General features: G+C 33.0%; 23 protein-coding genes. 1 reads left to right on the plus strand and 22 read right to left on the minus strand.

The window, feature by feature from the left end; all coding sequences use genetic code 11:
• Positions 1–104: 104 nt before the first annotated feature.
• From QZQ55_RS05215 to QZQ55_RS05285, 15 genes are all read right to left on the minus strand, one after another.
• Positions 105–1,328 carry a YdcF family protein gene (locus QZQ55_RS05215; protein WP_295090763.1) on the minus strand — a complete coding sequence of 408 codons (1,224 nt, stop codon included), beginning with the start codon at positions 1,326–1,328 and terminating at the stop codon, positions 105–107.
• Positions 1,329–1,494: 166 nt separating this feature from the next.
• Positions 1,495–1,740 carry a hypothetical protein gene (locus QZQ55_RS05220; protein ID WP_295090765.1) on the minus strand — a complete coding sequence of 82 codons (246 nt, stop codon included), beginning with the start codon at positions 1,738–1,740 and terminating at the stop codon, positions 1,495–1,497.
• Positions 1,741–1,902: 162 nt separating this feature from the next.
• The gene (locus QZQ55_RS05225) at positions 1,903–2,109 is read right to left on the minus strand and encodes a hypothetical protein (protein WP_295090767.1); all 207 of its coding nucleotides are present in this window, start codon (positions 2,107–2,109) and stop codon (positions 1,903–1,905) included.
• Positions 2,110–2,159: 50 nt separating this feature from the next.
• On the minus strand, positions 2,160–2,657 hold the full coding sequence (gene bilS, locus QZQ55_RS05230) for a flavodoxin family protein BilS (RefSeq protein ID WP_295090769.1): 498 nt from the start codon (positions 2,655–2,657) through the stop codon (positions 2,160–2,162).
• Between the two features lie 49 nt (positions 2,658–2,706).
• Complete coding sequence (locus QZQ55_RS05235) at positions 2,707–3,387, minus strand: hypothetical protein (protein ID WP_295090771.1); 681 nt, start codon at positions 3,385–3,387, stop codon at positions 2,707–2,709.
• Between the two features lie 5 nt (positions 3,388–3,392).
• Positions 3,393–3,824: a MarR family winged helix-turn-helix transcriptional regulator gene (locus tag QZQ55_RS05240; protein ID WP_295090773.1), complete on the minus strand. Its 432-nt coding sequence runs from the start codon at positions 3,822–3,824 to the stop codon at positions 3,393–3,395.
• A 144-nt stretch (positions 3,825–3,968) separates the two neighbouring features.
• Positions 3,969–6,605, minus strand: coding sequence for an immunoglobulin-like domain-containing protein (locus tag QZQ55_RS05245; protein WP_295090775.1), 2,637 nt, complete (start codon positions 6,603–6,605; stop codon positions 3,969–3,971).
• Between the two features lie 815 nt (positions 6,606–7,420).
• A complete protein-coding gene (locus QZQ55_RS05250) occupies positions 7,421–7,864 on the minus strand; it encodes a helix-turn-helix domain-containing protein (RefSeq protein ID WP_295090777.1) in 444 nt (147 codons plus the stop codon).
• Positions 7,865–7,953: 89 nt separating this feature from the next.
• Positions 7,954–8,937: a substrate-binding domain-containing protein gene (locus QZQ55_RS05255; protein WP_295090779.1), complete on the minus strand. Its 984-nt coding sequence runs from the start codon at positions 8,935–8,937 to the stop codon at positions 7,954–7,956.
• Between the two features lie 9 nt (positions 8,938–8,946).
• Entirely contained in the window at positions 8,947–9,582 is a 636-nt protein-coding gene (locus QZQ55_RS05260; protein ID WP_295090781.1) for a hypothetical protein, read from the minus strand.
• Complete coding sequence (locus QZQ55_RS05265) at positions 9,569–11,287, minus strand: sensor histidine kinase (RefSeq protein ID WP_295090783.1); 1,719 nt, start codon at positions 11,285–11,287, stop codon at positions 9,569–9,571. Before QZQ55_RS05265 ends, QZQ55_RS05260 begins: the two co-directional genes overlap by 14 nt.
• Positions 11,277–12,866, minus strand: a complete 1,590-nt coding sequence (locus tag QZQ55_RS05270) for a response regulator (RefSeq protein WP_295090785.1) — start codon at positions 12,864–12,866, stop codon at positions 11,277–11,279. The genes QZQ55_RS05265 and QZQ55_RS05270 overlap by 11 nt, the downstream gene beginning before the upstream one ends.
• 93 nt (positions 12,867–12,959) lie before the next feature.
• Complete coding sequence (gene melB / locus QZQ55_RS05275; RefSeq protein WP_295090787.1) at positions 12,960–14,330, minus strand: melibiose:sodium transporter MelB; 1,371 nt, start codon at positions 14,328–14,330, stop codon at positions 12,960–12,962.
• A gap of 728 nt (positions 14,331–15,058) precedes the next feature.
• Positions 15,059–15,499 carry an RQC-minor-1 family DNA-binding protein gene (locus QZQ55_RS05280; protein ID WP_295090803.1) on the minus strand — a complete coding sequence of 147 codons (441 nt, stop codon included), beginning with the start codon at positions 15,497–15,499 and terminating at the stop codon, positions 15,059–15,061.
• Positions 15,500–15,637: a hypothetical protein gene (locus QZQ55_RS05285; RefSeq protein WP_295090789.1), complete on the minus strand. Its 138-nt coding sequence runs from the start codon at positions 15,635–15,637 to the stop codon at positions 15,500–15,502.
• Positions 15,638–15,896: 259 nt separating this feature from the next.
• On the opposite strand from QZQ55_RS05285, the gene QZQ55_RS05290 reads away from it, so the two are divergent.
• Positions 15,897–16,082: a hypothetical protein gene (locus QZQ55_RS05290; RefSeq protein ID WP_022424722.1), complete on the plus strand. Its 186-nt coding sequence runs from the start codon at positions 15,897–15,899 to the stop codon at positions 16,080–16,082.
• Between the two features lie 218 nt (positions 16,083–16,300).
• Here the strand turns inward: QZQ55_RS05290 and QZQ55_RS05295 are convergent, their stop codons facing one another.
• The 7 genes from QZQ55_RS05295 to QZQ55_RS05325 form a co-directional block, all read right to left on the minus strand.
• Entirely contained in the window at positions 16,301–16,540 is a 240-nt protein-coding gene (locus QZQ55_RS05295; protein ID WP_295090791.1) for a hypothetical protein, read from the minus strand.
• A gap of 1 nt (position 16,541) precedes the next feature.
• Positions 16,542–17,888, minus strand: a complete 1,347-nt coding sequence (gene rlmD / locus QZQ55_RS05300; RefSeq protein ID WP_295090793.1) for a 23S rRNA (uracil(1939)-C(5))-methyltransferase RlmD — start codon at positions 17,886–17,888, stop codon at positions 16,542–16,544.
• A 46-nt stretch (positions 17,889–17,934) separates the two neighbouring features.
• Entirely contained in the window at positions 17,935–18,591 is a 657-nt protein-coding gene (locus QZQ55_RS05305) for a hypothetical protein (RefSeq protein ID WP_295090795.1), read from the minus strand.
• A gap of 54 nt (positions 18,592–18,645) precedes the next feature.
• Entirely contained in the window at positions 18,646–20,079 is a 1,434-nt protein-coding gene (gene gatB / locus QZQ55_RS05310; protein ID WP_295090797.1) for an Asp-tRNA(Asn)/Glu-tRNA(Gln) amidotransferase subunit GatB, read from the minus strand.
• Positions 20,080–20,081: 2 nt separating this feature from the next.
• Positions 20,082–21,524: an Asp-tRNA(Asn)/Glu-tRNA(Gln) amidotransferase subunit GatA gene (gene gatA / locus QZQ55_RS05315; protein ID WP_295090799.1), complete on the minus strand. Its 1,443-nt coding sequence runs from the start codon at positions 21,522–21,524 to the stop codon at positions 20,082–20,084.
• Positions 21,524–21,814 carry an Asp-tRNA(Asn)/Glu-tRNA(Gln) amidotransferase subunit GatC gene (gene gatC, locus QZQ55_RS05320; protein ID WP_006506605.1) on the minus strand — a complete coding sequence of 97 codons (291 nt, stop codon included), beginning with the start codon at positions 21,812–21,814 and terminating at the stop codon, positions 21,524–21,526. The genes gatA and gatC overlap by 1 nt, the downstream gene beginning before the upstream one ends.
• 10 nt (positions 21,815–21,824) lie before the next feature.
• On the minus strand, positions 21,825–22,922 hold a 1,098-nt coding region (locus QZQ55_RS05325), incomplete at its 5' end, for a CamS family sex pheromone protein (protein WP_295090801.1).

The following is a 22,922-nucleotide window of genomic DNA, read 5'->3' on the forward strand; positions in this document are numbered from 1 at the left end:
AAGTGGAAACCCCCAATAATTTAAAGCGATTTTTTTATTGACCCCCCTTAAAAATTAAAGGTTCAAAAAAAACAGAATCTCATTACTGAGATTCTGTCATAGGATTAAATCTTTTTCAGTCTTCTTAAGAGATATATTCCAGATAATAATAAAAGCATTGCAAATACAACTAGCTGTGTGTTATCTCCTGTTTTGGCAGGTGTTTTATCTTTTTCATCTTTCTTTATATCTTGTTTTTTATCTGCTACAACTTCCGCTTTTTTTGCAATTAGCTTAAAGTCTTCAGTGATTGTATGATTATTTTCAGAATGTGTGATAGTGAATGTTTGATCTTCTTCTTTGTTTTTATCAAAGCCTGTTAATACAGCTTCTTTTGTGACATCACGGCTAAATCCATTATCATAATAAGCTGTGATTGTAAGATTAGCTTCTTCACCTTTAACATATTCTTTATTCTGCTTGATTTCAAGCTTTGTTAGTACTGATAGTTTCTGTTTTCTAGGAACAGTCTTTACATCAATACCTGCCATCTTACAGATGCCTCTTGCCTGAAGTTCTACTGATTCATAACCGAGTGATCCAGTCTTAAAGCCCGCATTAGAGATAATAGATAGAGGTTCACTATTATTTTCTAATCCTTCTAATACAAACTTTGTATAGTATAAGATACATCCACGAGGAACATGATAATCACTTGTGACAAGTACAACCTTATCAACAGTTGGATATTTTCTATTTAATACTTCATATGTATTTTTTGCATTACCTACTGTATCCTGTGCCCTATTTTCTACAATTAAACGTGATGCATCTAAACCGTGGTTTAAAAGCCATTCGCCCATTAATCCGCCTTCAGTGACATTTGGATTATTCTTTGCAGTGCCACCACCTGTCACTACTACATAAGACTGTGGGTAATCCTTTGCGATTGCAAGACCTGTTTCTAACCTTCCTATAAGTTCCTGCTTCATTGTACCATCATCATTTAACGCAAAACCTAGAATTACAACTGACATACTATTATCATTTGGTAAATCTTTAGGAACCTCACCTACATGAGTAAAATCAGGAGAATTGACCTCTAACCAATAATGCATGATTGAATCCCAGGCTTCTCCTTTTTTCTTATCTACAGACTTAAGTTCTACTAGAACACGCTCAATATCAGTGACTGCGTCTTCCATATAGTCTGTATAGTACCCTATAAGCTGTGAAATGAGGACATCCGCATTATTTTCTGCATATACTGGTTTGAATGTGCCTAATAATGTACTGAATAATAATGAAAAAGCAGTGAATAATGCGAACAATTTCTTATATCGTTTCATATACTGCCTCCTTTTTTGTCCTTGTTTCCTCCTTACATATACATTCTCTTCTCAACTTCATCATACTTGTAATAATTGTAAATCTCAATACCTATACATGAAATAAACATTTTCTATAGGCTGATAATTATCTTATTTTCAAAAATAAAAAGAGTACCGAAGTACTCTATTTATGATTCAATATAGTTCTAATACACATGAATAGTGAAAATACAAAAACTGCGATATATAGTCCAAAATATGGCATACGTACACCATAATCTAGATAATCAGATAAGGCAATAAGACCCCAGATGATTCCCATCATTAAGTATTGTGCTGCTTCGTAACGAAAGTCATTTTTATGTTTAGTACGCTCTCTCATCACTACCGCAAAGCCTATCACTGCCACAAACATCAAAAATGTTAACATATAAATAACTCCTTTCTTATACAGAATAGCACAATTAAAAGTACTATTCCATAACTACTAGAGAACACATTTCTTCAAATTCTATAATATCCAGATGTAAAGTATACTTAAAAGACTATAAGACCTATATATATTTCAATAATTAGATTAAGCTATATGACTTCATAAGGGCATAGCCTGGCTCGCATAAATAAATACGCCTATCACACCTAACAGGAATCCTACAACTGCAACAATAACCAATACTTTCATACTTATTTGTTTGTGGACAATCTTGCAGATTAAAAATGTGATTAAAAATGCAATAATAGCACATAATAACGCAATACCAAGTAGTGTCCACAACCAGTTTAATTCATGAAAAACCATAATGCACTTCTTTCATAAGTGAAAAGCATAAGAGTTTAAATTAAAACCCTTTATGCTTTAATTTTATTTTTTAGGTTATTTAAATCATTTGTATCAGGATGTGTTAAAGCATGATCAAAGTTTTCAATGAGCATATCAATATTAGGCATATGATCAGGCTGTGCTTTCATCTTCACATATCGATCGCGTACAGATTGTGGCATCTTACCTTGACACATATACTCACCTACAATTGTATTACTTGCATCAATATTTGTTTTCACATTATTTAGAATTCTCTGGAAATATTCTTCACTTCCTCCAAATCCTGCTGTGCCAAATAAGAAAATCTTCTTATTCTTTAGGTTTTCTAATAGTTTAAGAGTTGCTGCATCCGCATTACCTTTATCTGTCCAGAACCCAATATAAAGCATATTTGAATCTACTTCTTTACATGATCCAAAATAATCACAGTCTTCTTGAGGTAATACATCCTGAATAGCTTCTGCTAGCATCTTTGTATTACCTGTTGGAGAACTAAATAGTATTGAATATCTTTCTTGTTCCATTATTTCTACCTCACTTAATGATTTATTACAATATTATTATAACACTATTCTATTTAAATAATAGCTGTAATCCCATCACAATCACCCACATATAGGCACATGTTTTAGGAATCATTAATAAACCAACTTTTGGTTTTTTCTTACTTAATAATGTAACTGGTAAATAACAGCCAAATGAGATAATGATAGCAGCAACCATTCTAGTCATATGAAGGTTACCTGTATTACCACTCATTGCATAAAGAATAATAATTCCAATACCAGTCACTGCAAATACTGTATTTCTAATAATAGAAAGAGTAAGGTTTCCTTCATCCCCACACCAATCATTTTGAGGTAATAAGCATACAACAATTCTAATGATTGCTGAAACATAAATCATTGCTTCTACAATAAACGGTGCTTTAAGTGTTGGGAATGTGAGTTTCCATATATAAAGTAAGATAATATAAAATACAGTCATTGTAATAGAAGAGACCTGTAAACCAATACCAAGCTGTCTCTTGATTTTTTCATTAGTTCCTTTGAATGCTCTGACAATTCTAGGAACAAGGTGGAAAGCATCACCACCACATAATGTAAGAGTTAAAATACCATATAAAGTAAATAACATATTACCGTTGGCTTTTGCTAAGAAAATAAAGCCAGCAACTAAATCAAATAATAAGTAACAAGTATCAAAGATAGCCTCCATGATATCAGACTTTTTAGGAACATATTTTTCAGTCATATTGATCATCCTTTCTTTTGAATGCATTCTTCCGCATTTCTACAAATTTTCTCAAATACTTTTTTACATACTATTATTTCGTCTTTAGTGAGACCCTGAAGCATATCATGCGCAAATTGATTTTGTACATTGAGCCCTTCTTTCACGATTTCATCGGCTGAATCCTCTAAGAATAGTTCTATACGCTTCTTATTTTTTTCATTTGTCTTTTTAGTAATATATCCCCTGTCTTCCAATACCTTTAAAGCAGTTGATACATGGGATTTAGTCGACTTTCTTATTCTGACAATATCTGAAGCAGTATTGTATTCAGGATTGTGATGCAAGAACATTAATATGTCATATTCCATCTTTTTAAGATTGTATTTATCACAAGTAGATGCCGTTAAAATCTCATAGTAAAGAGTAATCGTCTTATGTTGATCCCAGAAATACATATTATTCTCCTTTCATCGTTCTATTTAGAACTTCAATGTTCTATATAGAACATTATACCTAATAAACATTAATGTCAATAGAAAACGGAAAAAGACAGCCGATTTTCTCGACTGTCCTTTGGTTAGATATATATCTTAGTTATACTATGATAATTTCTTTTTCTTTAGTAATGCGAGTAATGCAATACCACTTACTGCAAGTAACGCAATCACTGCACTTACATTTGTAGAATCGCCTGTCTTAGGAGTTACTGTAGTTGTTTTATCGTTATTCTTGCTTGGAGCAGGAGTTTTTTCTTTCACTGTAACTTTAATAGTCTTTGTGCAAGATGCACCTTTACTATCTGTTACTTTGTAAGTAACTTCATATACGCCAGGCTTAGATGGATCAACTGTATTCTTTAAGATTTCAATCTTATCAGTTAAATTACCATCTTCTTTATCTTTTGCAGTAACGCCATCTTTTGGATCAAACTTATCACCGACTGTGATTTCCTTATCAGTTACATCAATAGTTGGTGCTTCGTTAAGAGGTTCCATCTTAGGATTTACAGTAACTGTAATAGTCTTAGTGCGAGATGCACCTTTACTATCTGTTACTTTGTATGTTACTTCATACTTGCCAGCCTTAGTTGTATCTACTTCATTCTTTAATACTTCAATCTTATCAGTTAAGTCTCCATCTTCTGCATCTGTTGCAGTTACATCAGCTCTTTCATCAAATGTATCACCAACTGTAAGAGTCTTATCTTCAGCCTTAATAATTGGTGCTGCATTGAGAGGTTCCATCTTAGGATTTACTGTAACTTTAATAGTCTTAACATAAGAAGCACCACCACTGTCTGTTACCTTATATGTTACTTCATATTTGCCAGGCTTAGTTGTGTCTACTTCATTCTTCAATACTTCAATCTTGTCAGTGATATCACCATCTTCTTCGTCTTCGGCTGTCACATCAGCTCTTTCATCGAATGTATCACCAACTGTAAGAACCTTATCAGTTGCCTTAATCACTGGACATGCATTAAGAACTGCAGCCTTTGGATTAACAGTAACCTTAATTGTAGTTGTATATGATGCGCCTTGAGTGTCTGTTACCTTGTAAGTAACATCATAAATACCAGGTTCATTAACATTGACATCATTCTTTAATATTTCAATCTTATCAGTTAAATCTCCATCTTCCACGTCTTCTGCTGTCACATCAGCTCTAGGATCAAATTCATCGCCCACTTCAATTGTCTTATCAGTTGCTTTAATCACTGGTGCTGCATTCATTGGAACCCAGTTCATAACCCAAGTTGCATTGTAAGTGATGTCCTTTGTAACCTTTTCTTCGATTGCAGGTGTCCATCCCTTGAATGTATAACCTGCTCTTGTAGGTGTTTCACCAAAATCAGGTGTTGGAGTACCTACTACAAGATTATTAAATACCTTATCTTCAAATACGACTTCACCATCAACACCATCAGTATAAGTTACTGTATAGCGTGACTTAATTCCTTTTGCACCTGGAACTGGGAATTTGACTTTACTTCCATCAGGCATAGCGATATATGTTTCACCATTTAATGGATAAAGTTTTCCTTCCTCAAATTCAGGATGATCTGCATCTAATGTAACAATGTATTCTAACTCATAAGTATAATAAGTCTGAGTACCTTCTGTTGTAGTCGTTGCATTCGCAAGTTTCCACTTAAAGCCACTTGTATCCTGCTGTACAGATGCAGGTAATTGACTCACTGATACATATGGAGCAGAACCATCAAACACTTCTAGATCTTTACCAGTAATACCAGTTGTAACACTTTCAGAAATAGCCTTAAATACTTCAGTTAAATCATCAGTTTCACTTGAATCATATGCTTTATCTCTACTTGTTGCGATAGAGCCTTTTAAGAATTCAGAAACTGTAGGACCATTTTTATATGTCTTATCTGTAGCTGCGCCATAACATACTGTATAAACTGTAGACTGATCTTTTAGAAGCTTAGCATCTTTAGATGTTGCTTCAACATTTTTTTCACTACCTTTTCTACCATCACCAGCTAAATCATATGTTATGCCATCAATTGTGACATGTGTATGTAAAAAAGTATCCCATCCACCTTCACAATCTTCAAGATAATAAGTAGGTGTTCCATCAGTTAATACGACTGTATTTCTGTTGTCTTTTTGAATTTGTTTCACTGCATCTTTTAAGAATAAAGATGTAGCCTGTTTAATACCAGCATCTAGGTTTGTTCCACCATCAGCCTTTAACTTACTAATAGCAGTAAATGCATTGTTTTTTCCATCTTTAGAAGAGACATCAGTCCAGTTCAACGCTACTTTAACACCGCTTGAAAAATCAGCGATTGCAAGGTAACGTCCAACATTTTCTTTATCACCAGCATATGACTTCACAAACTCATTTGCTGCTTCTTTTAAGTTTTGAATACGTTTTTTTAACGTACTTCCTGAAGTATTTTCCATACTTCCTGAAGTATCTACAACAAGTACTGTTGCAGACTTCTTAGTAAATGTTTCAACCTTCTGTTTAGTAACAACCTTTAATTTCATCTTATAAGTGTTGTTACCAAGTGCTTCAGCTGTTTTATCAACTGAATGAATACCTTCTGGCAGGGTCTGATCTAATTCACCTTGAACCCACTGACCAGAATCGTTATAATAGCCTTTTGTCACTGCGTTATCAGTAGTAAGAGCATTCGCATTTATAGGTGCTAATGAGAAACTCATCATCAATGCTACTGCATAACTCGTGAATTTCTTGACATTCATAGTTCTTTCCCCTTTCTTCAATTTTTAATTATTCGTTTATAATTGTATAAACACAATCGCATGAAGTGCACTTTTTAATATCTGACAATCTAGATAGTTTGTTATTAGCTAAAATAAATTATTCTATAACATTCATATCATAAGTTTTATATTTATGATTCACATCTCACTAGTTAAAGTATCTAGCATTTTAATTTAATATGTCTTTTAAACCTTAATCTCATTATCATATTCATTCATATTAAATTTGAAATGCTCCTCTTTAACCTTTAGAGCTTTTTTACCACTTTATCATATCAATAATTATAGTAATAAGAGATCATCTTAATTTATGATATAAGCTGTGCACTCATGCAATTGATAACACAATCATCCGCAAACAATCGTTCACAATAGACGATTAAAAAGATTTTATTCCTCCTTCCTTTACATACCATTTCCAAAATAATACTTTTTTAATTGCCTATTACTTTCTATAAATATAGTATACGATAGCGGTTACATTTTCAACGCTAATTACCCTATGGAATGTACCATATTTAGGAATTTGTGACATGTAATACTTATATACGACATTGTTTGTAGGATTAATACAATTATATGAGTGTATATTTCGAAATTCAGTATTTACATAATACTGTAATTGTAAGCGCTTGTTGATTAAATCACAAAAAAACGACATGGTTTTTCATGTCGTGATGACTTTGTTGCAATTTTTTCAACGATATAGACTCCTAAAAGTAATTCTACAAAAGAGACTTTTAGGCAATTTATTTTACGCCTCTTTTAATAATTTAGACTAATCAGCAATTTTATTACTTTAATAGATATCTAATGATTGTTCCTAATCCAAGTATTAGTTCTACAATAGACACAAAAAGCATGCATCCAAAAAGATACGATTTATCTGTTGAATATGCAAGAGCCTGCATAGATGTCCCCATAGTAACAAATATAACACCATATAATAATACCCTTTGATTTTCTAACTGCTGAGTTTTTCTCATCAATTCTATAAGCTGATCTTCATTTATCTTCACGGATTCATTTGAAGTCTGACCATCTATGAGTTCGGAGACAGAAATATTTAAAGCCTCACACAATGGCTTAACAAGTGTGTAATCTGGCATTGATTTCCCTGTTTCCCATTTAGAAACTGTCTTATTAGAAATATTAAGTATTTGTGCTAATTGTTCCTGTGTAAGATTTTTCTGTTTTCTTTTAAAAGCTATGAATTTACCTATCATTATTTGATTCATTATTAACCTTCCTTTCATAGTATTATCATACCTTTTTCATGCCTAAATAAAATCCCTTTATAAGAGAATATAGGGGGATTCTGTTTATTTTATGTTCTAGTCACTGCAAAAGGCTGACTATACCAGATTTTCTTATGTTCACTAGTCGATCCATTTAAAATAGAACGCATATATTGACAGATTTGTGTTAATTGATCATCCATGTTATTATCTATAGTTCCATATATCTCACCAGACATGATTTTCTCATTCATTTCCTGACTGTTATTGATTCCTATAATAACAGGAAGATCTAAATGTTTTTCTTGATAATAATCATATATGCCTAAAGCCATATCATCATTATTGCAGATAACGGCTTCTGTTTGACGTATTGTATCTTCACCTAGTTCTGTGAATTTCTTATAGGCAAGTTCTCTATTCCAGTTAGCTGATAAAGTTCCTTGGGTATTTAATGGAAGGCCTTTACTGTTTTCCAAGAATCCTTTCGTTCTACGAATGGCATCATAATGATCTTCTTCACCTTCTATAAGAACATAATCAATTTTTCCATTCTTATTTTTATCTACCCTGTCTCTTTGTTCATTCCAGACTTTATGAAGCATCTCTCCCTGTATTTGACCAGCCTGAGAGGCATCTGTTCCCACATACCAGACATTATTTGTAATCTTTAAATCCTTTTCTGCAATATCGCGATTAAATAATATAACAGGGATGGCTGATTCCTTTGCATTATTTAAGATATTTGCGGCAGAAGAAGGATCAACGAGATTAACAAGCATCATATCATAATTCTGAGTATACATATACTGAAGCTGTCTATTCTGACGTCTTGAATTTCCTTTCGCATTACAGATCTCATAGAAGATTTTCTTTTTCATATTTAATTTATCAATTCTATTTTCTAGTGCTGTAATCAGACTATCCATAAATGTATCATCAAGATCATAAACTGCAATACCTACATGAATATATTGATCTTCTTTAGGACGTGAACCTCCTAGAGCTGTAAGTGTTAGACATATAATCAGCACTATAAATAATACCCATTTATATTTTCTCATCTTTTTCATAGTAACCCTCTAATATGTAAATAGTGAGGCCTTACTGCCTTTTTCTAATACTTTCTGATCTACTTTTTCTGGTTTTAAAGAAATAGTTGATAATCGTCTTTTCCCTTCACAATGAGCAATCAGTTCTATACTCTTATAACCTAGTTTATAAGTATCCTCAATATAAATAGCCTCTCTTTTCCCTGTAGATATCTCTTTTAAGAGATTAAAATCCACAGGTAATCTCATTATTTCATGAGAAGTTTGACTAAAAGAAGCGGTGTAAGTGAATGAGTCCTGCATTGTATCTGTAAGAGCTAATACATTCCCATATTCATACTGTGTTTTCTTCATATACTTTTCTGGATATACAAGTAATAAGCCCATAGCCTGATTCTTATATTCCTGTGTAACAAGATCATCTAATTCATTTTGGGACAATTCATCCTTATACCAGACATCAAGCTTCACCTGATAATCATATGCACAATCCTGTATTCCTTCTTGTATTTCTTGAATAAGCGATTGTGAATGCTTAGGATAGATAATCGCAACTCTTTTATTTTTCTGTACATAATCCCTATCTCTTACATATAAAGCAGAAACAAATGCCATGCTCAGTAATATCACAATAAGGACTATGTGTTTTGTTTTATTCTGTTTCATCTGCTTCCTCCATTTTAGGGATAGTAATAGTAGCAGTTGTTCCTTCATCTAATTCGCTTGTAATAGTAATACCATACTGTTCACCATAAATAAGCTGAATTCTTTCATGAACGTTTCGCACGCCTATACCTGATCCACGTTTACTAGAAACAACCTGATGATGCATAATATACTCAAGTTTATCCTCTGTCATACCAAGACCATTATCTGCCACATCAATCTTGATCGTATCCTCTTCCTCATAAACACTAATAACAATCTCCCCATCCTCATACATACCTTCCATTCCATGATAAATCGCATTCTCTAATAAAGGCTGAATAGAAAGTTTAGGAATGAGATATTTCATTAGTTCAGGATCAGCTTCTACCTTAAAGTCAAATTTGTCCTTAAAACGGATATTCTGAATCTTTAAATAACTAGTTGCATGTTCAAGTTCTTTACCTAAAGGTATCATATCCTTTCCCTGACTTAAGGAGATACGGAAAAACTTAGCAAGGGATGAAACCATTTCACCTGCTCCTTCATATTCTTCACTTCTAATCATCCATATTATAGAATCAAGCGTGTTATATAAGAAATGAGGGTTGATCTGTGATTGAAGTAGCTTCTTCTCCATTTTCTGTTTTTCACGTTCATTTTGACGTATTTCTTCCATCTGATTCTGTAACTTATCTGCCATAATATTAAAGTTAGCACTTAAACTCTTTAATTCTCCAATTCCTTCTTCTTTTGCACGAGAATTATAGTTACCTTTACCAAAATCTTCCATTGTAGCAAGTAATTGATAAACAGGATCGGTAAAGTTTTTAAATACCTGAATATCAAGCAATATCAAAATAGCTCCTACTAAAAGTAGAATAAACCAGATAATATAATGAAAACGGCGATTCTCTACTAACATATTTGATAACGAATTCACTACCACAATATTCCATCCCGTATAGCCAATCTGTTTTCTTTCTACAAGCCAGTCTTCATTATGAATGCTGCGGTTATTCTTGAATGCAGTAGATACTGTTTTTTCTTTATATAAACCAGAAGCAATACGATTTTCAAAGGGATGATATATAAAATGTTTGGACTCGTCCGTTAAATAGCAATAAGCTGACTTCTGGTTCTGATAACGATCTAAAATACCTTCTATAGGCTCTGTATAATACTGCATCAATAAAATACCTGATTTTATATTTCCACCATTAATATATTTCACATAACGGCTAATATCCATGACATAACCTGATAAATCGGATTCTACCAAGTATCGATGACCATATTGAATAGTTTCAATATTCTTTTTAGCATTTTTAAACCAGGATTGGTGACTATTGAACCCACTGGACGATTCTCCAAAACCCCAGACCTTATTTCCACTCATATCATAAAGAGATATACTATAAATTCTATCTGATTCATTGGAAATTTTCTGAGTCATAACAGTTTTAAACTGAACATTTCCACAATCATACTTCTTAATGTTCTGATAATAGATATCATTCACAAGACCATTGATCTCACTGACTTCATTTTCTAGACTTTGTGCTAATGAGGTTGTCTGTCGATCCATCTTCTCGACTGCATCTTTTTTAAAGTAAGAAGAGAATAGATAAGAAAATAACATCATACTGCTGATAATACAAGCAACAATAGAAACAGACATAACAACAGGTAATATAACACGTACACTCAATTTCTTATTTTTCATTTTCTAGTTTCCTATATTTAGCGGGAGAGACACCACAGTTTTTCTTAAATACATAGCTAAAATAATTAGGTTCTGGATATCCTACCATTTCCCCAATCACCAGACTCTTATAATTTGTCTGAAGTAAAAGTTTTTTTGCTTCTTCCATACGTAATCCTGTCATATAATTCATAAAAGTTCCACCTGTTTCCTGTTTAAATATCTTAGAAAAATGAGAGGTACTTACATGTAATGCATCACATACACTCTCGACGCTTAAATCTGGATCAGAAAAGTTCTCTTCTACAATCTTCTTTGCATGATCAACTAAAATTACATTATTATCTATACGTTTTTTCTGTACAAGAAGACGAATCAATTGACAGTAATCAAGTAACCAGTGATCCAATTCTTCTCCTGTAGTAAGCGAAAGAATAGTGACTGCCATCTTTTTTGATCCAGCAAATTCTCCACCAGAAGAAAAATGATACTTCTTATATAATCTTGCAAAAGAAAATGATATCTCCATAATGACCATTTGATATTCATTCAGATTGTAATGAGCTTTATGAAGTAAATCAATCAATTCTTCAACTTGTTTCTTAAGTTCTTCTTCTTTACAATAAGTAATTATTTTCCCAGTCTGTTCTACATAAGCATTCCAATCGGTTTCTACTTCTTCTTGAAGCATTAGGTCATTGTAGTATGTATAGCTTTCATCGGGAAGTACGAGATTATATTCTAAAGCCTCTTTCGCCTGTGTATAAAGTGAAGGTATATCTTCTCTTTTATTTGTCGTACCACTTATTCCACATGAAATATGAACACCAAAAATACGTGTAATCATAATTGATGCTTCTTGTAGAGTACGTGTTATTTTCCCTATTTCATGCTTTTTATTCGCACCTAAAAGGAATATTTCTTTATCCCCTATTCCAAACTCATATCCCTTAGAAATCTTATCCAATGCTTCTTTGAGTGTTTCTTTAATAGAAAGTTCACAAAAAACATCCTGACCATTTTCTCTTTTTATTTTAACTGCAACAATACAATATTCCTGATCATCAAGTTCTAGTCCAAGATTCTTGATCTGCTGTGCACATTCTTCTTGATCCATACTACCAAGAACCATTTGTGTAAAAAACTGCTGTCTTAAGAGTGGGAGGCTTTTAAAATAAGCATTTTCTAAACGCGTCCAGTTGACTTTTTCATTATATTCTTCTTCTAAACTCTGATGCATCTTTTCTAGTAGTTTTTTCATCTCATCATAGTCAATAGGTTTCATCAAATATTCTGATACACCATAACTGATAGCAAGTCTGGCATATTCAAAATCATCCCATCCAGAAAAAAGAATAACCTTAGTATTCATATAATTATCATGAATAGTCCTAGCAAGCTCCAATCCATCCATAAAGGGCATCTTGATATCACTAATAACTAAATCAGGATGTAAATCATCCATCTTCTCTAATACTTCTTTGCCATTTTGTGCTGTTCCTGCGACTGTAAAGCCTAGTTTCTCCCATTTGATTCCCTTTTGCATACCATAAAGGATATTCGGTTCATCATCAGCTAAAATAATACTAAATGTTCTCATATGCACACTTCCTTACTTTTTTATCATCATAACATTTTTTATTATATACGCGAAATAAGAACAAGCCGAATTTAATCAGCCTGTTCTTTAGAATTAACCATTAATTTTTTCTACAACTTTTTTCATGAATTCATCATCTAACTTATATTTCTTCTTAAATACGATATAAGCTAAGATAACACCAATAGTTGGTACAACACACATTAATACACGAATTGAATTCTGTGTAGCAAGTGACTGAACTGCATTTGGAATATAACCTGTTAATTCAAGTACGAAACCAATAGCAAGTGAAGTGAAAGCTGCTGTTAATTTTACAATTAATGTCTGTAATGAGAAGACAACACCTTCGTTTCTATCACCAAGAACATATTCACCATAGTCTACTACATCAGCTAAGAATACTGTTGCACATCCAAGTTCAAGACCAGTACCAGTCTTAACAATAATACCTGCAAGAGCAGTTAATAAGATATTTGTAGGACAAATAAAACCAACAACAAGTAATAACATTAAACCAATTGGTGGTAATAAACAAGCGAATAAGAATGCTTTCTTTCTTGATAATACTTTAGTTACTTTTGGGAAGATAAGAAGACCAACAACTTCAGCATTTGAAGCACTGATCATGAAAGCTGATAACATACCAGCATTATTACAAACATAACTAAAATAATAAGTAGCAACACCCATAATTGCCTGAATAGCAACGTTATATAATAAGATTAATAATACTGCCCATCTTAACTGGTCATTTTTCTTAATTACTGTGAATATATCTTTGAACTTCATCTTTTCCTTCTTTTCATCATTTGTCTGAACTTTAGGAAGGTTTAAGACACATACTGCCATAGTGAAAATAAATGTAGCTGCGATGATTAGTGCGAATCTATGATAACCAATATAGTCTCCACCAAAACCCTTGATGATCTGAACACCAAAACCAGCGATAATTAATGACTGACCAATACTTGCAAAGATTCTAGGAAGTACTGATACTTTTTCACGTTCTTCTGGATCAGAAGTTAAGTTTGGAATAACTGACCAATAAGGAATATCCATGATTGTGTAAGTCATACCCCATAATACATAGATAACTGAAGCGAAGATACAAAGATTCACACCTGTAAGATGGAAATCAGTGAATACGATAACGAATACAAATGCATTAATTAATGTTCCTACCACTAACCAAGGAATGAATTTACCATAGCGGCTTCTTGTATTATCTACAAGCATACCCATAAATAAGTCATTGAAGGCATCCCAGATCTTCGCTACGAAGAACATTGTCCCAATGAATGCTGGAGCAACCTTAATGATATCTGTGAAATAGATCATTGAGAATGTGGCAATCATACCATAAATCAAGTCTTTACCTAATGCACCAAATGCGAATGAATATTTTACTCTACCAGGAATCTTACCCTGATAAACGACACTGCTTTTACTGTTGTTTTCCATTTTTTTCTCCTCTTTATTTTTGTTTTGTGTGTACATCACTCTTACTGCTCATAAATGATACCGCTTTTATTCCATTATGAACATCTGATATTCTATTCATAAAATATGAATTTCTATTTTGTTACATGTTGTTAAGGATATTTTTAAAAAGTCCAGATAAATAATATGTATATCACAAAACTTAGAAAGAGGATTCTTCTTAGAGGACTATATGAATTTGCATAGAAGAAAGGAGATAGCTTTCGCTATCTCCTAGACCCCTCTACTATTGAAACGTAGCAGAAGTATTTCAATAATATATACTGCTTACTCAACAATAAGATATTTTCATTTTGTGTATCGTTGTCCAAACTTAGTGTAAACTCTTTTTCTATAATCGGTAGCTTTAATTCTATGGATTTCAGCCATTGTCCATTCTCTTTGCGTTCTTCGTAAATCTGCACATTATCCACTAACTGTGACGGGAACTCTCGTTTCTCAGCTTCGTTCATCTTAGCATACTTCTTATCAAAGAAAATGAGTGCCTTGTAGATATTATCGCAGGTAATCTTGTCTGCCAGCAGAGTGCGTTTCTTAGTTTTTGCAGATATAAGCAATTCCTCTGCAAAATAAAATGGATCTCATCATTAGATTTCATCACTAGATATTACTCATTCTTGCATTTTAATCTTGCATACATTACATAATGTCATTTTTTACATAAAAAAAGCCAACATTTATGTTGACTCCTACACTTTATCTTTAATTGCATTTTCTACTTCAATAATATGTCTGCCAACTCTTTTTGTTTCAATTTGTCTATAAGCTTCTAGGCAGGGAATAAATTCTTTTGTACCTTCCGCCTCAATAATATCAAGTATACGAAAAATGACCTTTCTATTTACATGTATCAGTTTATGAATCACACGAGGATTGTTTTCTTTTACATCTAAACAGAACTGTTGATATAATTCCTGAGCATAAGTTTCTTTTTCTATCTCCCATCCTTGATCAGAAAATACCAGTAATGGAAGACGGCCATCATATTTAATTCGAAGATAATCTTCATCAATCATCCAATCAATACAATGCATGATATCAGATAATTTCATATTATGATAATAGCCATAAGCAGGACATTCATTTAATTTTAATTCTAATACCTTCTTATCTTTTGAGCCTTTTAATATTTAAGCAAGCATATTTCTTCCTGCTTTCATAATACACATATCAGCAGCTCTTAAGATCATCTTGATATCTTCTGGAGATAGTTCTTTTACATTACCTGTATCAAGAATGACAGGTATTCTATTAACTCTTCTACTCATTGGTTATTTCCTCGCTTTCATATATAAATTTTAATACCACTCTGCTTATCATTCAACATAAAAGCTCTGTAAAGAGAATTACGATACAATTATCATATGCTTTGCACAAAGTCCATTTATCATTACAGGGAGCAGAAGTTAATTGTCATTTTTGAGATAACCATTTTGTTTACATATCATTCTAAATTAATTGTAAATTTCAAGATTGTATTCTTATATCACATTGCCTATAATAAAGTAGAAAATAGGAGATATCAGTATGCCCACTTCAAGTATTACTCATAATTTTGTTATATCAAAGCCAGATAGTGTAAAGCGTTTTGTAGATGCAATTGATGAAGCCGAGCGTGACCGCACACCTAAACAGACACTTCCTGGACGTCAGTTAACAAACCCACAGGAAATTTTAGCTTTAATGGCTAAAATGAAGAAACAACATGACTGATAAATAATTAAAACTTCTAAAAAATAGGTATTTCACTATCTCTTAGAAGTTTTTCTCATAACCAAATTTAATTGTATGTCTTCTTCTAATCGTTTAAAAGTTTCTTCAACAGAAATAGAATCATTATTTTTAGCATAGTTTAAGTCAATATTCATTATCTGATCAAATTCTACTTTTTCTAATATATAAAGCCCCCTACATACATAGGAGGCTTCACTTTACTTTTTATTTATATAACAACCACAAGGCATATCTGCTGCTTCACCAAATGAAGGATCTAATGCATAGACTTCTTCTAAAGATACAATTCTTGCATCATCTGTAGTGTGTTCTTTACTACACAGGAACTGCCACATACCATCTTCATCATGAGAGATATAAGTGATAGGTTCTTCTTTATTGAAAACATGACTGCATACTATGCAGGCAGTACGTGGATCATCATCAAATGGGAACATATTATTTACTCAACAATAAGATATTTTCAATGTGAGGAGTATGTGGGAACATGTCTACAGGCTGTACGTCTATTGGTTTATAACCCTTTTCTACTAAGTAAGTTAAATCTCTTGCCTGTGTTGCTACATTACAAGAAATATAAACAATACGTTCTGGAGATAGTGTAGTCAATCTTTCTAGGAATTCAATAGAACATCCTTTTCTAGGTGGATCCACCATGACACAATCTACCTTTTCATGTCTTTCTACAAATTCAGTCATGAAATGACCTGCATCATCACATACAAATTCTGCATTAGTAATATGATTTCTTTCCGCATTCTCTTTTGCATCTGCAATTGCCTGAGGTACAACCTCTACCCCATAAACCTTCTTGACATGATTCGCAAGAGTTAAAGAAATAGTACCAATACCACAATAAGCATCAATAACAACATCATCAGGTTTGAATCTTGCATATTCTATCGCTTTTGAATAAAGAACTTCTACTTGTCCTGGATTGATCTGATAGAAAGATTTCATTGAAATCTTATATGTATTACCTAGAAGTGTATCTTCGATATAGCCTTCTCCATATAATACCTTTTCTTCTTCTCCTAATATCACATTATCATGACGAGGATTGATGTTCTGAATAATTGTACGGATTTCTGGATATTCAGTGATTAAAGTATCAATGATTTCATTGATATGCGGTATTTTCTTTTTATAAGAGATAAATACAACCATAGCTTCATTCTTATGATAGCTTGTCTTAGTTAATACATGCTTAATATTACCTGTTTTAGTCAGTTTATCATAAGGCTGAATATGATACTGTTCAAATAATTCTTTAATACGTTTAATGACTTTATTAGAGAATTCATTCTGAATAAGACAGTAATCATTATTAATGATATCGTTAGTACGTGCTTTGTAGAATCCAGAAACAATATGACCATCCTGCTTACCAAAAGGAACCTGTACCTTATTACGATAATGATAAGGATCCTCATCCATAAGACAATCATTCACATCTAAATCCTGATGGGCAATCTTTAAGAATGTTTCTTTCACTCTATTTGTCTTAAAAGACTGCTGTTCATGATCTGACATATGCATTAGTGAACATCCACCACACTGCTTAAAACACTCACATTTTGGCACTATACGTTCTTTTGAAGGTGTTTTTAGTTCTACTACTCTTCCTACACAATAGCTCTTAAGTACCTTAATAATTTCGATTTCAGCTATTTCATGTAATAGAAGGTTTTTTACAAATACAGTTGTATGATCATGCTTGACTACACCTAACCCATCATGCGTATAATCGATACATTCACCTATAAACTTATCTCTCTTGTTCATATATACCCTCCTCACTAAAAAAAGCGATTAGAAATCGCTTTTCATTTTATTGCTCTGTTGCTTTCACTTTATTTGTTGTTTCCTGATCTTTTACTGATGAAAGAGTAAATCCAATATCATCCTTACCTGCCTGTTTAGTACCATAGATTGGATAATCTGTATCATTACCACCTGTTAAGTAAAGATTTACTTCATACTGCTTTACACCATTATGCTTATTCAATAATTCTGAATAAGAAGATCCTTCATAGGCAGCCTGACCACCTTTTGAATCAAGGATTTTTACAACTTCTTTTGAAACTTCTTCTGCAGTCTTTACAGATGTACCATTATTGAAAGTAATATCCACCTTGAGCTGCTTGCATGCTGTTTCAATATCGATAGATGCAATAGAACTGTATTTAAACTTAGCTTCATTCATTGTATCATCTAAGACACTCTTTTGAACTGTTACAAGCCCTTCACAACGATCACCGTATACAGGTCCTTCATCCCTTAAAGCACTATATAAATAGATTCCGAATGCAAGTAAAAGTACTGCAACGATTCCAAGTACAACATATTTTGTTTGAATTTTCTTTTTTGATTCTTTAGAAGATTTAATACCCATTTCTTTAGGAGTTGGCTTCTTTTCAGCCTTCTTCTTAGGTGTCTGGATAACTGCTTCTTCTTCATCATCAAAATGAAATCTTTCTTTGGACACATTAATCACCTACTTTACCTTTTCATTTTACCAAAGAAATAAAGTAAAGTATAGTTATTTAATTCTTTCTTTAAGAAGTTCAACAAGCATTTTATTGACCATACCTGGGTTTGCCTGTCCTCTAGACTTCTTCATAACCTGTCCTACTAAGAATCCTACAGCACGATCTTTACCATTTGCATAGTCTTCAATAGACTGTGGATTTGCATCTAATACTTCATTCGCCATAGTCTTTAAAGCGTTAGGATCAGAAATCTGCTTCATACCCTTTTCTTCAATAATCTTTTCTGGATCTTTGTTTTCTGTCATCATTGGTTCAAAGACTTTCTTAGCCTGCTTTGAAGAAATTGTTCCATCTTCGATGAAATTGATTAACTTAGCTAAATATTCTGGATTTAATTCAATATCATCATAAGACTGGTTGTTCTTATTTAAGAAAGCCAATACGTCACCTAATAACCAGTTAGATGCATTCTTGTAATTCTTAGTATATTTAATTACTTCATTAAAGTAATCAGACATAGACTTAGTAGAAACAAGAATCTTAGCATCTACCTTAGGAATACCATATTCTTCTTCGTAATGTTTTTCTCTTTCTCCAGCCATCATTGGTAGTTCATTCTTAATTCTTTCTACCCATGCATGATCTAATCTAATTGGTAAGATGTTTGGTTCAGTATAGTACTTATAGTCTACCGCATCTCCTTTAGAACGCATAACTGTAGTGATCTTTTCTACTTCATCATATCTTCTTGTTTCCTGAAGAACTTCTCCTCCAGATTCGATTACTTCCTGCTGACGTCCTGCTTCATAATCAATAGCCTTCTGAACGTTGCTGATAGAGTTTAAGTTCTTGATTTCTGTACGTGTACCAAATGCTTCCTGACCAAATGGACGAATTGAAACATTGACGTCACAACGCATAGAACCTTCTTCAAGCTTTGCATCAGATACTTCTGTATATAAGAATACCTGTCTTAATGCTTCAAGATAAGCACTTGCTTCTTTACCTGAACGGATACAAGGCTTAGTAACGATTTCGATAAGTGGAATACCTGCACGGTTGTAATCGATTAATGAGTAATCAGTTAAATGAAGCTGTTTTGCAGTATCTTCTTCCATATGTAATCTTTCGATATCGATACGCTTTTCTTCTCCATCTACTTCAATCATTAAATAGCCATTACGTCCGATTGGTCTTTTATCCTGAGTAATCTGGAAACCTTTAGGAAGGTCAGAATAGTAATAATTCTTACGGTCAAAGCATAGTAATTCATCAATTTCCATATGTAATGCATGACATACACGAACAGCGAATTCTACACCTCTCTTATTTAAACATGGTAATGTACCTGTCATGCCCATGTCTACTTCATTGATCATTGTATTTGGATCTTCACCAAATGTAACTGGTGAAGCAGAGAACATCTTTGAATTAGTCTTTAATTCGCAATGTACTTCTAGCCCGATGACTCTTTCGTAATCCATCTTTAGTCCTCCCTCTTATACTGGTTCTTGAATCCTAATGCTTCTTCTACTGCATAAGCAACATTCAAGACAGTCTGTTCTTCAAAAATACGTCCTGAGATATTAACAGCCACTGGCATATTATCTACAAATCCAGAAGGAATAGAGATAGATGGTGTACCTGCAAAGTTGGCAAGACATAACCAGTTTTCAAGAATAATATATTCATCGCTTAAGTAATCTTCAGCTGCTTCATCAATTAAAGGTGCAACACCTCCACCATTAGGTGCAATGATGATATCATAGTTTTCATAGATCTTGTTTAATTCATCTACAACAAGTCTTCTTACTCTCTGTGCTTTTCTGAACATCTTTTCCTGATTTTCAGTGGCAAGAGCTAAGTTACCAAGAATGAATCTTCTCTTAATATGATCACCAAAACCATCAGTACGAGAATTGATCATGACATCATCAGGAGTATCTCCCTGCTGTCTATCTCCATACTTGATACCATCTAAGCATGAATGGTTACTTGTTGCTTCTGAGTTCGCAATAATTGTATATGTTGGAAGTAGAGTCTTCATAAGCTTCTTATCCATTTCAACATCTTCAACTGTTGCACCAAGAGACTTTAATGTTTCAACAACATGTTCAAAAGTCTTCTTTACTTCTTCATTTCTTACTTCATTAGATACAGTTGTTAAAACACCAATCTTTAAGTTAGAAATATCAGTTGTTAAGTTTTCTAAATAATGTGGTACTTCTTTGTTTGATGAAGTCATATCACGGTTATCTCTACCAGCTAATGCTTCAGTCACAATAGCCATATCACGTACATTTCTAGTAAATGCACCTACATGGTCTAATGAAGATGCATAAGGAATAACACCATAACGAGAGATTCTACCCCAAGTTGGCTTGAAACCAACAATACCACAGAATCCAGCTGGCTTTCTGATTGAGTCACCTGTATCACTACCTAATGCGAATGGAATAAGACCACTTGCAACAAGTGCTGCAGATCCTCCTGATGAACCACCAGAAATACGTCTTGTGTCCCAAGGGTTATGTACTGGACCAGTAAGTGCTGATTTATTTGTACCACCCATAGCAAGTTCATCCATAGAAGCCTTACCTACTAAACCTACACCATGCTGATTTAATAGATCAACAACATGTGCATTGAATACTGGTACATAATCAGCAAGCATCTTACTAGATGCAGTTGTCTTAATACCTTTAGTGTTATAGTTATCTTTTAATACATATGGAATATGTGATAAAAGATCATCAGTCATAGGTGCTTCAATAGCTTTGTAAGCTTCTTCTTCAGTAATAGTTACAAAAGCATTGAGTCTTTCTTGCTGTTTCTTTGCTTCTTCAAATAATTCTTTATAATATTCTTTTACATCTAACTCTCCGCTTTTGAAAAGTTCATGTAATTCTTCAATAGTATGTGTCACCATTATCCTACCACCTTTGGAACTCTGATCTGATTACGCTGTACAGTTTTGCAGTTCTTTAATGCATCTTCTGTACTAATTACATGATTAGGTTCGTCCTCTCTTAAGAATGTTGTTTCAACCACATAAGGGAATGCTAGAGGTTCTACACCTTCAGTATCAATTTCATCAAGTGCCTGTACATGGCTCATGAATACTTCATACTGTTCTCTTAAAGCTGGCATTTCTTCATCAGTGATGTTGAACATGGTTTTTCTTCCTAGTTTTTTCAACATTAAATCTGTATCGTCCATAATTGACCTCCTACTGTTCTAATATAGATGTCTTTGCATCTTCACCTTTTTGTTTAATAATCACAGCCATCAATTCATCCTGTGAATACACAAGAACCTTAATATTAAAGTCTTGTGTAAATTTACTATTAATGTTATCAGCAATCACTGAAGTTAGATATAGTAATTCTGTATATGTCTTGATATTCAAGTGTGCTGTGATTTTCATTGACTGAATTGTATCATTGATGTAGTTGGCTTCACCAACTAAACCAGCGGCTTCTGTAGAAGCCTTCTTCAAGTTAGACTTGATTGTCGCAAAATCTGAAGCAGTGGCTGGATCTAACTTAGATGCACGAGAACTAGTAAAGAAGACATTTTCATGATTAACCTTCTTTAAAGTTCCAGCACTGCCACCCTCGCAGAATGCTTCATAAATATAATTACCATTTGTTTCAGATATTTCATTATTATTGGCACGATATACACCAATCATAACTGGAACATCTGTTAATTTTTTCTTATTTGAACGAATATACTTGTAAATCTTCTTAACACACTGCTGTGAAAAGCTTCTTAATTTATCATCGCTAAGTGTCACTGCAGGTGAAGAAAGTTTACCATCAATCTGTTCTTTGGGATCAAGAATAAGCGCAATAGAAATACCTTTTAATACATAACCAGAACCGCTCTTCTTATAATAATCCTGTTCAGTTAAATTTGATACAAGAACAGGACTCTGTAATCCTTCATAACTTTTACCACTTTCTATCTGTAATGTATTAGGATATTTCTTATCTTCTTCTTTAGTTCCTGCCACATCCCTTTTTAGAAGATTATTGTAATCAGTTGGTGTTAATTCTAATCCTTCTGATAAATAATAATCGTTTGTAGAGAAATGACTTGTTGAAAGGATCTGTAATCCTGAACCGATAGTTACTAAATCCTTTGTGTTACTGAAGTTCAAATAGAATTTCTCACTATTTTTAGAACGTCCATTATTAATCATATTGTAGTAGTTACCATCAAATGTCTTAGCAGATGACTCTTTGGTACTACTTGATGTTTTCACTGTTTTGCTGGAGCATCCTGTCGCAAAAATAAGCATGATGCTAACAAGAGCTTTTAA

Origin of the sequence: uncultured Catenibacterium sp., assembly GCF_900540665.1 — a bacterium.
Lineage (GTDB): Bacteria > Bacillota_I > Bacilli_A > Erysipelotrichales > Coprobacillaceae > Catenibacterium.